This window comes from Planococcus sp. 107-1, from assembly GCF_021513255.1.
Taxonomy (GTDB): domain Bacteria; phylum Bacillota; class Bacilli; order Bacillales_A; family Planococcaceae; genus Planococcus.
Genome location: NZ_CP090977.1, coordinates 3,340,477 through 3,353,274, shown reverse-complemented (window position 1 = coordinate 3,353,274; position 12,798 = coordinate 3,340,477). Strand labels below are relative to the sequence as shown.

12 protein-coding genes are annotated in these 12,798 nt (G+C 45.5%); 10 read left to right on the top strand and 2 right to left on the bottom strand.

The window, feature by feature from the left end:
* Positions 1-120: 120 nt before the first annotated feature.
* The gene (gene pgeF / locus L0M13_RS17480) at positions 121-885 is read right to left on the bottom strand and encodes a peptidoglycan editing factor PgeF (protein ID WP_235197685.1); all 765 of its coding nucleotides are present in this window, start codon (positions 883-885) and stop codon (positions 121-123) included.
* A gap of 47 nt (positions 886-932) precedes the next feature.
* Positions 933-1,898 carry a DMT family transporter gene (locus L0M13_RS17475; RefSeq protein WP_397443504.1) on the bottom strand — a complete coding sequence of 322 codons (966 nt, stop codon included), beginning with the start codon at positions 1,896-1,898 and terminating at the stop codon, positions 933-935.
* 141 nt (positions 1,899-2,039) lie between these two features.
* Here L0M13_RS17475 and L0M13_RS17470 point away from each other — a divergent pair, with 141 nt between their 5' ends.
* The 10 genes from L0M13_RS17470 to L0M13_RS18665 all read left to right on the top strand — a co-directional run bounded on the left by L0M13_RS17470 (position 2,040) and on the right by L0M13_RS18665 (position 12,797).
* The gene (locus tag L0M13_RS17470; protein WP_235197683.1) at positions 2,040-2,519 is read left to right on the top strand and encodes an Lrp/AsnC family transcriptional regulator; all 480 of its coding nucleotides are present in this window, start codon (positions 2,040-2,042) and stop codon (positions 2,517-2,519) included.
* Between the two features lie 153 nt (positions 2,520-2,672).
* Positions 2,673-3,734 (top strand): tRNA 2-selenouridine(34) synthase MnmH, encoded by a 1,062-nt coding sequence (gene mnmH, locus L0M13_RS17465; RefSeq protein WP_235197682.1) that lies wholly within the window; start codon positions 2,673-2,675, stop codon positions 3,732-3,734.
* A 144-nt stretch (positions 3,735-3,878) separates the two neighbouring features.
* Positions 3,879-7,043: a DEAD/DEAH box helicase gene (locus L0M13_RS17460; RefSeq protein WP_235197681.1), complete on the top strand. Its 3,165-nt coding sequence runs from the start codon at positions 3,879-3,881 to the stop codon at positions 7,041-7,043.
* A 9-nt stretch (positions 7,044-7,052) separates the two neighbouring features.
* Positions 7,053-7,667, top strand: coding sequence for an NUDIX hydrolase (locus L0M13_RS17455; protein ID WP_235197680.1), 615 nt, complete (start codon positions 7,053-7,055; stop codon positions 7,665-7,667).
* Between the two features lie 151 nt (positions 7,668-7,818).
* Positions 7,819-8,892, top strand: a complete 1,074-nt coding sequence (locus L0M13_RS17450) for a branched-chain amino acid aminotransferase (RefSeq protein ID WP_235199342.1) — start codon at positions 7,819-7,821, stop codon at positions 8,890-8,892.
* A gap of 143 nt (positions 8,893-9,035) precedes the next feature.
* Entirely contained in the window at positions 9,036-9,908 is an 873-nt protein-coding gene (locus tag L0M13_RS17445; protein ID WP_235197679.1) for a proline iminopeptidase-family hydrolase, read from the top strand.
* 166 nt (positions 9,909-10,074) lie between these two features.
* Positions 10,075-11,283 (top strand): multidrug effflux MFS transporter, encoded by a 1,209-nt coding sequence (locus tag L0M13_RS17440; protein WP_235197678.1) that lies wholly within the window; start codon positions 10,075-10,077, stop codon positions 11,281-11,283.
* Between the two features lie 179 nt (positions 11,284-11,462).
* A complete protein-coding gene (locus L0M13_RS17435) occupies positions 11,463-11,813 on the top strand; it encodes a PadR family transcriptional regulator (RefSeq protein WP_235197677.1) in 351 nt (116 codons plus the stop codon).
* Positions 11,800-12,363, top strand: a complete 564-nt coding sequence (locus L0M13_RS18670) for an HAAS signaling domain-containing protein (RefSeq protein ID WP_311195594.1) — start codon at positions 11,800-11,802, stop codon at positions 12,361-12,363. Before L0M13_RS17435 ends, L0M13_RS18670 begins: the two co-directional genes overlap by 14 nt.
* Positions 12,360-12,797 carry a hypothetical protein gene (locus tag L0M13_RS18665; protein ID WP_311195593.1) on the top strand — a complete coding sequence of 146 codons (438 nt, stop codon included), beginning with the start codon at positions 12,360-12,362 and terminating at the stop codon, positions 12,795-12,797. Before L0M13_RS18670 ends, L0M13_RS18665 begins: the two co-directional genes overlap by 4 nt.
* Position 12,798 lies beyond the last annotated feature (1 nt).

Genomic DNA, 12,798 nt, shown 5'->3' with positions numbered 1-12,798 from the left:
TTTATGCTAACTATACCTTAGAAAAACAAGGAAAGTAAGACTAAATATTTAGAAATATGAAATTTTATAATGCCATATACTTTATTAACAAATGAAAAAAGAAGTGCAGGGCGATTGCCTCTACACTTCTTTTTTCATGATAAAGCCCATATGCCGTCCGCTTTTCTTGTCTTGGCGATAAGAAAAGCCGGAAGGGTCTTGGAACGTACATGTCCGGTCAATGGTGATTTGGCTGGCCGGGATCCCAGCCAGCGCACATTGCTTTTGAACGGTCAATTGATTGTCGATATGGTATTTTTGGGTTTCGGCGTTAAAGGAAATAAACTCATCGGCATAACCCAAGCTTTTGAATTTCAAGAATACATCTTCGTCCACTTCAAATTTCTGTTGGCTGAGTGCAGCACCGATTTGTACGTGGAAATCAGTTGGGTCGCATTGTTCCTGCTGCTTCAAGTGTTCAAAGAGTTTCAAGGAAACTTCTTTGACCGTCCCTTGCCAACCGGAATGGATTGCCCCGACAACGCCGGAAACTTCGTTGTAAAAAAGGACAGGCACGCAATCAGCGGCAAAACTGCTCAAAATAAGATTTGGTTCGAATGTGTAAAGCGCATCCGTATTTTTAATCGCAGTGTCTCTTGTTTCTGCGCCGCGGCCTCTATCTTGCGCTGTGATCCGGTGAAAATTTGCGCTATGGGTTTGTTCGGCAGCGACGAAATCGGTCAAAGGCCGGCCAAGTTCAGCCGTGAATTTTCTGCGGTTTTCTATGATGGATGCCGGATTTTCACAGACATGCAGCGCCATATTATTCTGTTCAGCTTCGGCAAAGTCTTTAAACGTCATCCCTGCAATAAACTTTTCATTGTCTACATATAATTTCTTTTTCATCTGCATCACCTGCTTACAATATAGCGGAAATCATCCTGAATGTGTAGCTACACCTTTGAACTTTGCAGATTTGGCGGAACGATGCTGTCAGCCGCAAATTTTTTCGTTTTAAAATAGCTGAAGAAATAGCACCCGCTGATGACAATGAGGCTCCCGATAATTTGGACAGCTGTCATCTTTTCGCCAAGCAGCATAAAAGCTAAAATCGCTGTGAAGACCGGATTGAAATTCAGGAAAAGGCCGGAAGTCGTCGCGCCGAGTTTTTGAACACCCAGATTCCATAAGACAAAACAGAGCACAGTCGAAATGACGCCCGTGTAAAGGATGGAATAGACAAATGAGGCGTTGATATCCACTACGGCAAAGTTGGAGATATTGAACGGCAGCAGGAAGGCGAGCCCGAATACGCCGGAATACAAAGTCGCCATCGCAGCACTCGTATTGGCCATTGCCCATTTGCTGCAGACGGAATAGATGCCCCAAATACCGACAGCAGCGAGCATGTACAAATCACCTTTATTGAAATGAAGCGACCAAAGCAGGTGGAGCTCGCCTTTCGTCAAGACAAGCAAAACACCGAGAAAGGAAAAGCCCATCGCAGCCATCTGCAAAGAGTTGATGCGTTCTTTCAAGAAAATCGCTGAAAATAAGGCGATGGAAATCATGTTCAAGGTGGAAATCAAGCCGACGTTGGAAGCGGAAGTCTGCTCCAAGGCCAGGAATTGTAGAATATTAAAAAAAGCGACGCCTGTAATTCCCATCAAAGCTAGCGGAACGATCGCTTTTCGCGAAGGTTTAATTTTTTTCTCGGTCAACCAGACTAAAGGCAAAAGACAGAGAATAGCAATAAGCCAGCGAAGACTAGTTAAGGTCATCGGAGAAGCATGGCCGACCAGCCATTTTCCGACGATGAAGTTTCCGGCCCATAAAAAGCTGGTCAATAGCAGCAATAAGAAGTATAAATGACGCATAAGCAGACCTTCTTTCGGTTTGATAATGAATAATTTTATCATTTAAACGATATTTTCCGTATATTATTCTGTTTATTACGCTATATTTAAAATAAAATAAGAAATATAAAATAAAAACTTTTATTTATTCTGTTTAGGGATAGTTAGAGCAAGTTATTTGGAATGAATGAAAGGGGCAAAAAAATGGAATCGATCGTCAATAAAGTGTTAGATCAAACGGATGTGCAGATTTTGGATATTTTGCAAAAGGAAGCGCAGCTCAGCAATACGGAAATCGCCAAACAGGTCAATTTGTCGCCGCCGGCTGTCCATTCCCGGATTAAGCGTTTGGAATCAGAAGGCTATATCATTGGGCACGTAGCCATTCTCAATCAGGAAAAACTCGGCTTTGATTTGCTGTGCTACATTTTTATCAGCACGGATATTCATCAAGCGGAAGAATTGAACAGGCTGGAACTTGCCCTGGTGGAGATGCCGGAAGTGCTGGAATGCCAATGCTTGACCGGAGAGTATGATTATTTGCTGAAAGTGGCCAATAAGAATCGGAAAGACCTGCAGGATTTTATCCGAAAGCTCAATAAATTGGGGATTACGAAGATCCAAACAAGCCTCGCACTCCGGGAAGTCAAATATTCCACGGTGCTGCCAATCAGAGGAGCTTGAGGCGAGAAAGTCCAAATTTCCAGGGAATGGGTGTATACTTAATAGAGGAAAAATCAACTTAATTGGTCTTAAGCCAGTAAAATCAGGGGAATTCCCCGGTACTATAAAGCGTTCAGCAAGCAGAGCCTTGTGATCATGCTTTTGGAGGAAAAAATGTTCAGCAATATCCGAGTAGAAGAGTTAATGTCCGGCAATCGAAAAAACGAAATGACGCTAATTGATGTGAGATCACCTTCTGAATACAAAAGTTTCACGATTCCAGGAAGCATTAATATTCCTTTTTTCAATGATGCGGAACGGGCAGAAATCGGTACACTCTATAAACAAGTAAGCGTCCATGCGGCAAAAGAGCGGGGCCTTGAAATCATTTCTGCAAAACTGCCGGATTTTATCCGCCAGTTCAAAGAAGTGGAAGGCGATAAAACGGTCTTTTGCTGGCGCGGAGGCATGCGCAGCAAAACGACTGCGACGCTTCTCAGCTTGATGGATGTCCACGTCAGCCGTTTGGAAGAAGGAATCCGTTCTTATCGAAAATGGACAATTGATCAGTTGGAGCATATCGAAGCTCCTAAAAAAGCGATTGTGCTAAACGGTTTGACCGGCACCGGCAAAACCCGGATCTTAAAAGCTCTTGAAAAAGAGGGCTATCCTGTTATTGATTTTGAAGGGATGGCCAATCACAAAGGATCAATATTCGGCCAGATCGGCTTGGAGCCCCACAATCAGAAAACCTTTGATGCATTATTAAATGAACGCCTGATTGAACTCAAGGATTCGCCTTATGTTATTTTTGAAGCGGAAAGCACCCGGATTGGCCGAGTCGTCATTCCACCGTTTCTCAGTGATTTGAAAAACACCAGCCTTCATCTGATCATCGACTTGCCGATGGAAGAGCGCATCAAGGAAATCATGGAAGATTACACGCCTTCAAAATACCAAGAGGAATGCTTGGAAGCTTTCCATCGCATCCAGTCGCGCATCCATGTGCCGGTTGCGAAAAAAATCGAAGAAGATCTCCAAACGGGTAATTTTGAATCCGCTATTCGCCTGCTGCTGGAGTATTATTACGATTCCCGGTACAAGCATACCGGCCTGCAATACCCGGATTCCCAAAAACTGCATTTAGACGTCAAAAATCTTGAAGAAGCCATTCAGGCAGTCAAAGAGCAATTGCCAGAAACGGAAAGCAAACCGTCGAGCCCAATAAATTCATAAATGTGCCCAAAGCCAGCTCTTTAAACCGAGCTGGTTTTGTTTTCTTTTACCGCCGCCGGAAATTTTGACCCTTTGTTGAGCGGGTGGTAGGGTGAAAAGACAAGTAAGTTAGCTTGATCTGAAAAGCTAGGAAAGGATTGCTGAATGAACTTTGCATTGAGTGAACAAATGATTAAAGAACTGTGCGGAATCGCCGCTTATAAAAAAGGAAAAGCATATTTCGAAGCAAATAAAGTAGTGCTGCATGCGGACTCCAAAGAGGAAGCAGCGATTAAAGCGACAGTAAAAGCTGGGGAAGATTTCACTGTTTTGATTCGCCAAGGCGAGCACAATCAGCTTGTCGCCGAATGCAGCTGCCCGCCTGTCGGTTTTATCAAAACCCATTGCCAGCACATTGCAGCCGTACTGCTTGCAGCAAGAGATGTTCAGGCCGTTGGCAGTCCATTGGCTGACCAGATGCTGAGTTTGTTCAGCAATCCATCGGGGCGTCCTGCCGGAAAGCAGCTCCATTTTGATACGCGCCAAACAGTAGCGGTGGAGTTTACCTGCTTTCCTTTTTTGCTGGAAAACGCGGAATATGGAATTGGCCTTCGCTTGCAGGCAGGGATTAGCGAACGGCACCGCGTCCTAAGGGTTTTAGAGTTCTTGAAGAAAGTCGAACGGAAAGAACCGGCGGAAATCACCAGTGATTTTACTTATAATCCAGAATGGCATAATTTCAACCGTGAAACCGATGCGGTCCTGCAGTTCCTTATTAAGAGCTCTCGTATTCCAAGTTTGCTGACGGACCGGGAAGGCATGATCTTCGTTTCGGTGTCGGATTGGCTGCAGCTTCTGCCGCTATTGCAGCAAGCGCCCCACGTCAGCACCCAGCAAGGAGATCAATTATATAAAGGGCTGCGGTTAGCGGAGCGGCTCCCTGTCCGTTTTGAAATTGAAGAAGGGCCGTCGGGGAGTTATGTACTGGAAGCAAAAGGCCTGAATGGCATTTTGGTATTAAGTGCTTACGGCTATGCGTTTACTGGCGGAGAGCTTGTGCCGCTGCCCGAAGAAAGCTGCAGGCAGCTGGTGGAACTGAAGAACCTGCTGGAGTTGGCGGGAGAACCGCGTTTAACGATTCCGGCAAGCCAGATGGAGCATTTCATGAAAACGGCCATTCCAGGACTGATGAAGCTTGGAAATGTGAAAATGGATGATGGCGTAGCCAGAAGTTTAGGCGAAGTGCCGCTTCGGGCAAAATTATATCTGGATCGCGTCAGCAACCGGCTTTTAGCAGGCCTTGAATTTCATTATGGGCAATTGATCATCAATCCGTGTGAAGAAGAGGAAGCAGGGCTTGAACATTACCCGGGGCTTCGCCGGCATATCGCGGAAGAGCAGCGCATCATGCAGATGATGCACGACAGCCTGTTCAACCAAACAGACGGCGGCTTTTATATCCATAACGAAGAGGCGGAATACGATTTCCTTTATCACTGGATCCCGAAATTTGAAGAGGTGGTTGAAGTATATGCCACCACTTCGGTAAAGATGCGCCTCCATACCGGCTACATTGGACCGAAAATCAAAATGGATTTTGGCGAAAGGACGGACTGGCTTGAATTCCGCTTTGATTTGCAGGGGATTCCGGAGAAAGAGATCCAAAAACTCCTGAAAGCTCTTGAACATAAACGAAAATATTACCGGATTCCGAATGGCCAGCTGTTGTCGCTTGAAACGCCGGATTTTCTTGCATTCAACGATTTTATGAATGAAGTGGAACTGACAGCGCAGCAATTGGATGAGCAGGAATTCCGGATTCCGCTGCTGCAGGCGATGAAAATGTTGGATGTGGTAGAAGGCGGCGAAGTGATTGAGCCAGGCGAGAATTTTGCGCGGCTTCTCAAGAACTTGAACCATCCGCTTGACCATGCGGCGGCTGTTCCGGAACGTTTGGAAAGCATTATGAGGGACTATCAGAAAGCCGGCTACAGATGGCTGAAACTGCTTGCGAAATATCAATTCGGCGGCATTTTGGCGGATGATATGGGACTTGGGAAAACCTTGCAGAGCATTGCTTATATCGTGTCGGTGCTGCCGGAAATCCGAGCACATAAACGGCCGGTGCTCGTCGTTTCACCGGCATCGCTCACCTACAATTGGCTAAATGAAATGAAAAAATTCGCACCCGAGCTGAATGTCCGCATCATCGACGGGACAAAAGCAAAAAGAAAAGCCATCTTCGAAAGTTCGGTGGATACGGATATCTTCATCACCTCTTATCCTTCACTGCGCTCGGACGCCGCTTTTTACAGCGGAAAAATTTTTCATAGCCTGTTTTTGGACGAAGCCCAAGCATTCAAAAATCCAATAACGAAAACCGCCCGGTCGCTGAAGTCGATAGAAGCGGATTATAAATTTGCATTAACGGGAACACCAATAGAAAACTCCATCGATGAATTATGGTCGATTTTCCATGTGGTCTTTCCAGAGCTGCTGCCGGGAAGAAGGGCATTCAGTGAACTCAGACGGGAAGAAATTGCGAAAAGGGTTCGTCCTTTCATTCTCCGCCGCTTGAAAAAAGAGGTATTGACCGAGCTGCCAGAGAAAATAGAAACGATGCAGTATTCTGATCTGCAGAAAGAACAGAAAAAAGTCTATGCCGCCTATTTGGCTGAACTCAAACATGACGCGTTGAAGCATTTAGCGAAAGGCAGCCTGAAGAAAAACAAAATCCGGATTTTAGCCGGACTCACGAGGCTTCGCCAAATCTGTTGCCACCCTGCGCTCTTTGTAGAAGGCTACACGGGAAGTTCTGCGAAATTCGAGCAGTTGTTCGAGATTATTGAAGAAAGCCGGCTATCGGGCCGCAGAGTGCTGATCTTCTCGCAGTTTACCCAAATGCTCGGACTTATCGGCCGACAGCTTGCACGCCAAGGCCAGCCGTACTTCTATTTGGATGGACAGACGCCTGCTGCAGAACGTGTAGCGCTTTGCGACCGCTTCAATGAAGGGGAAGGCAATCTCTTCTTGATTTCATTGAAAGCGGGAGGTACGGGCTTGAATCTGACAGGGGCTGATACGGTGATTTTGTACGATCTTTGGTGGAACCCTGCAGTTGAGCAGCAGGCAACAGACCGTGCCCACCGGATGGGCCAGCAAAATACGGTGCAGGTGATTCGTATGGTGGCCAAAGGGACAATCGAAGAAAAAATCAACGAACTTCAGGAGAAAAAGAAGAACCTGATTGATGAAGTCATCCAACCTGGAAGTGAAGCGCTGACGGCAATGACAGAAGAAGACATCCGGGAAATCTTGATGATTGAATGAGGTGATGGAATGCAACCGGAAAAAATACTCGAAAAGATACAAGCACATGACCCGGCTGTCTTGGGCAGCAAGGATTTCTCGAAGTACGCCATCTTGTTGCCGCTGTTGGAGCGGAACGGAGAAATCCACATTGTTTTTGAAGTCCGGGCCCATACATTGCGGAGGCAGCCGGGAGAAATCTGTTTCCCGGGCGGCCGGATTGATGCGGGAGATGCGACCCCGCAAGCTGCGGCGCTTCGGGAAACAAGAGAGGAACTTGGCATCCGTTCAGAAGAAATTTCCGCTGTTTATCCGCTCGATTACATGGTCTCGCCGTTCGGCATGATCATTTATGCTTTTGCAGGTACAATCGACGCAGAAGCGGAATTTAAACCAAACCCTTCCGAAGTCGATAGCCTTTTTAGTGTGCCTTTGTCTTTTTTCTTAGAAACCCGGCCGGAAATTTACTATATGAATTTTAATATACAGCCAGAAGAAAATTTCCCATATGACTTGATTGAAGGCGGACAAGATTACAGTTTTCAGCCAAGGCAGATGGAAGAGTACTTTTATTTATACGAAGACAAGGTCATTTGGGGGCTAACGGCCCGTATATTGGCACATTTTATGGAGATCATTCGCTGAATGGTCTCTTTTTTATGAAAAAATGGTTCGGGTCTTTTTTCTTAATTTTCACTAAGTGGATAAAAATAAACTTGAAATTAATTTAAGAGAATGTATAATTATTCAAATACCTGCAATTATATTGTTTAAATGAGAGGAGTGCCTCACAATGGTGAATACATATCAATTGGAAGTTGTAGAAAGCACAAATAAGAAGGACAAGCCTTTGCATGACCAAGTGCCGTTTGGCACCATCTTCACGGATCACATGTTCACGTTGGAATATGAAGAAGGAAAAGGTTGGCATGAACCGAAAATCGTTCCTTATGGCCCGATCACATTGGATCCGGCAGCAATGATTTTCCATTATGGGCAAACCGTTTTTGAAGGCATGAAAGCTTACCGCACAGAAGATGGCCGCGTCTTATTGTTCCGTCCGGAAAAGAACTTTGAACGCTTGAATTTATCAAGTGAACGTTTAAGCATTCCGCCGGTAGATGAAAAAGCGATGCTTGACTATTTGACGGAGCTGATCAAACTTGAGAAAAATTGGGTACCCGCCACACAGGGCACTTCCTTATACATCCGTCCGTTCATCATTTCGACAGAAGCGAACCTTGCAGTAGCCCCGGCAAAAGCTTACAAGCTGATGATCATCCTTTCACCGGTAGGTTCGTATTTCACAGGCGGATTGACGCCTGTCATCATCCATGTTGAAGACCAGTTTACAAGAGCGGTAAAAGGCGGCACAGGAATGGCGAAAACGGCCGGGAATTACTCTTCCGGCTACCAGGCACAAGCGAATGCGAAAAAAGCTGGGAATGCCGATGTATTATGGCTTGATGGAATTGAGAAGAAATACATCGAAGAAGTCGGGAGCATGAATATTTTCTTCAAGATTAACGGAGAAATCATAACACCGGAGCTTAACGGCAGCATCTTGAATGGCATTACCCGAACATCGATCATCGAATTGCTGGGTTCATGGGGCATTTCAGTCACGCAGCGTAAAATATCGATCAACGAAATTCATGAAGCATACGAAGCGGGACAGTTGGAGGAAGTATTCGGAACTGGAACGGCTGCTGTTATTTCGCCAGTCGGCGAATTGAACTGGCAAGGGAAGAAAATGGTCGTCAACAATCACCAAATCGGTGAATTGTCTCAAAAATTATATGACACGATCACGGGCATCCAGACAGGAAAAGTGGAAGATTCGCTTGGCTGGACTGTGGAAGTGAAATAAGAAAAGAAGGTGCGCATCTGCAATGGATGCGTGCCTTTTTTTGTAAACGTGAAAGTTGGCCGTAAATGGCTGAAATAAAGGAATTAAACGCCACCTGGAGAATCAATAAAACGAGTGATGGTGAAAAAGGGGGAGAAAAAACAATGGATGACGTAACGGAAGGGTTTATTTCCGTCAATGGCGGGAATGTCTGGTACCGCATTACGGGCAATGGACGAGGAACACCGCTCCTTCTCCTGCACGGCGGCCCTGGAGGGAAAAGCAGTGATCGAGATCCGCTGCGCTCGCTAGGACAGGAACGTCCAATTATTCAATACGACCAACTAGGCTGCGGCAATTCAGGGCATCCGCGCAATACCGAACTTTGGACAGTCGAGCGCTATGTGGAAGAACTGGAACAGGTTCGAAAAGCGCTTGAGCTGGAAGAAGTCCATATTCTTGGCCATTCGTGGGGAACGATGCTTTTAGCAGCCTTTCTTTCGAAACAGCCGAAAGGGGTAAAAAGCGTCATTTTTTCAGGGCCGGCCCTGCAAGCGCGAAGGTGGGAGCGAGACCAGCGAAATCATCTGAAAAAAATGCCTTTGGAACTGCAGGCAGCCATTGAAAAAAACGAGCTCCAGAAGACAACCGATTCCCCTGAATATCAATCGGCTATGTATGGCTTCTATCATCGTCACCTTTGCAGGCTCGATCCGTGGCCGCCGGAAGTAAGCGAGGAATTAGAGAATATGAATCAGCAAATCTATAATTTCATGTGGGGGGCTTCAGAATTTACAGTGACGGGTACATTGCAAGATTATGATGCTGCAGAGTGGCTTCGAGAATTGAAGATGCCGGCCCTTTTCACTTGTGGCCGCTACGATGAAGCGACACCGGAAGCCACTGCTTATTATGCGAGTCTAGTGCGGGATTCTCAATTTCATGTATTTGAAAACAGCTCCCATATGCCAAGTGTGGAAGAACCGGAAGCATACACGAAAAAAATCCAGGAATTTTTAAATTACGAGAAAACATAAGTGGATTCCATGCCTTCATTCTCAGAATGAAGGTTTTCTGGTTGGATAAAAAAAGTCAAATAAATTCAAGCCGAAAAAGTTTTATGCTACTGTATAAAGATGTATTTCAAGTCTCGAAATAAAAAGCAAGATTTCATGTTTTTTATGCAGAAAGGTTGTTGCACGAATGGAAACACTGGTTGGCTTTAAACGTATCCGCTTCATTCTTTTATTAGGAGCTCTTACTTCTTTGATCCCCTTTACCATCGATATGTACCTGCCGTCTTTTCCAGTCCTGGCAGAGGTATTTGAAACAAATGCTTCATCTATCCAATTAAGTTTGACGGCTTGTTTGCTTGGACTTGCCGTAGGACAGCTAGTCGCAGGGGCTTTAAGTGACGTTCATGGACGGCGCAAGCCTTTGGTGATTTCGCTGTTTGTCTACGCAGCAGCTTCTGCAGCTTGTGTATTTGCTCCCAACATTTATATTTTTGTCTTGCTTCGTTTTTTGCAAGGCTTTGCGGCTTCTGCCGGCCTCGTTATTTCCCGGGCAATAGTAAGAGATGTGAGCAGTGGGGCAGAATTGACTCGGCTGTTTGCACTGTTAATGGTGGTAAATAATCTTGTGCCCTTATTGGCACCATCTGTAGGCAGCGGCGTGTTATTGTTTGCCGACTGGAAAGGGATTTTCCTGGCCCTAACGATTTTGGGAATGGTTCTATTATTGATTACCGGTTTCCGCCTTCCTGAAAGCTTGCCGGTAGAACGGAGAGTGCCAAGCAATTTAAAAGCTACATTCTCCAATTTCGCTTCCATATTAAAGGACAAACAATTTACGGGGTATGCACTGGCGCAAGGCTTTTTAATCGGCGGCGTGTTCGCCTATGTTTCCGGAACGCCTTTCATTTATCAAAATATTTACGGCGTGTCCCCTCAAGTATTCAGTTTGCTTTTCGGCATGAATGGCATCGGCTTGATTGCCGGCAGTTATGCGGTAGGACGGTTCAGCCATGTATTTTCAGAAAAGAAATTTCTTGAAACCGCTCTTTACGGGGCGACTCTTGCCGGAGCTGTGCTGCTCTCCGTAGTGATTTTACAGGGGCCATTATGGGCAGTCGTAGTGCCGATTTTCTTTTTCGTTACATCAATCGGGATTGTCAGCACGGCTTCATTCACATTGGCGATGGAATCGCAAAGCCAAGCGGCCGGCAGTGCTTCAGCGCTATTGGGGCTTTTGCCGTTTGTTTTGGGTGCGTTAAGTGCGCCGCTCGTCGGGATTGCTGGAGAAGAAACAGCGGTGCCCATGGGCTTGACCATTTTTTCCATGTGTCTGATTGCTTTAATGGCTTATTTGTTCTTAGTTAAGAAGACGGTGAAAAAAGCCGCAAGTTTATAAGTAAAGCAGGAATTAATAGGAACGAATTGCAATGGGAAATTGGCTCTTTACGGGGCCAATTTTTTTATATCCATAAATATAGTTGAATTATCAGATTATTATTGTTTTATTTTTCATAATAGTGTATGATACATAGTATAAAGGTGTACGTCGTACAGTATAGCTAGGGAGGTGTAAAAATGGACAATTCCTTATTTAATAGCTTATCCACTGAACTGCGAAGAGGAACTTTGACGTTAGCCGTGTTGAGTCAGCTCCAAACTCCGCAATACGGTTATTCGCTTGTTCAGTTATTGGAAAGCAGCGGAATTTCAATGGAACAAAGCACCTTGTATCCGTTGCTCCGCAGGCTGGAAAAACAGGAACTTGTCACAAGCAGTTGGGATACGACCGAAAACCGTCCGCGGAAATATTATGTTTTGAGCGATTACGGAACAGAGATTTTTGGCATGCTGAAAGAAGAATGGGAAAAGACGTCGCGTGAGCTCTACATTTTACTTAAAGGAGCGGAGACAAATGAATCTGATTGAGCTGTACATTGGAGAAGTGACGCGCAGGCTGCCTGAGAAGAACAGGGAAGACATTGCCTTGGAATTGCGATCGACCATTGAAGACATGCTGCCAGAGGATTATACGCTGCATGATGTAAAGGAAGTGCTGGCGAAGCTCGGAAATCCCGCGATTCTCGCCAGCGGCTATAAAGAACGGCCGATGCATTTAATCGGGCCGCGATTCTATGATCTTTACATCGACTTATTGAAACTGATATTGCCGATTGCTGTCCTTGTCTCACTGATCGCAGTCGTCATTACATCGATTTTCACTGCAGATGGAGGCGCTACGATCACAGAAACCATCACTGCGATTGTCGGGAATGCCATTTCAGCGAGCGTCAATGCAGCCATCCAAGTGTTTTTCTGGCTGACGATTGTTTTCGCGATTATCGAAAGGGCCGATCATTCAACTTCCCATACACCTTTGACATCGAAATACCAGGAATGGACGCCGGACGATTTAAAGGAAACGATCCATATTCCGAAAGAAAAAAGATCACCAAATATCAAATTGCAGGAAGTTTGATTTGGACGGCTATTTGGTCTGTGTTCTACTTTAATGCGGACAACTGGGTAGGGGTTTACCGAAACGGTGAATTGATCACGCCGACGTTCAACCAGGAAGTTCTTGTGTCCTATTGGCTGCTCGTGGCACTTGTCATCGTATTGGAGATTGCATTATCAATCTATAAATGGCGCGAGGAGCAGTGGACAGTGAGGTTGGCCGTGTTGAATGCTGCTGTCCAAGCAATTTCGACCGTTGTTTTCGTCGTCATTTTCACAGATGCGACGTTATTCAACGAGCGCTTCCTAGTTGAAATCAACGCGATATTCGGCGCAGATTTCAATATGAACTGGGTGATTGGCGGTATTTTACTGCTTGTCATCGTGACCGCTTTAATGGATATTGTGCAAGGTTTCCAAAAAGCCCGCATCCAAGAGGCGAAAAGAAAAATTTAAA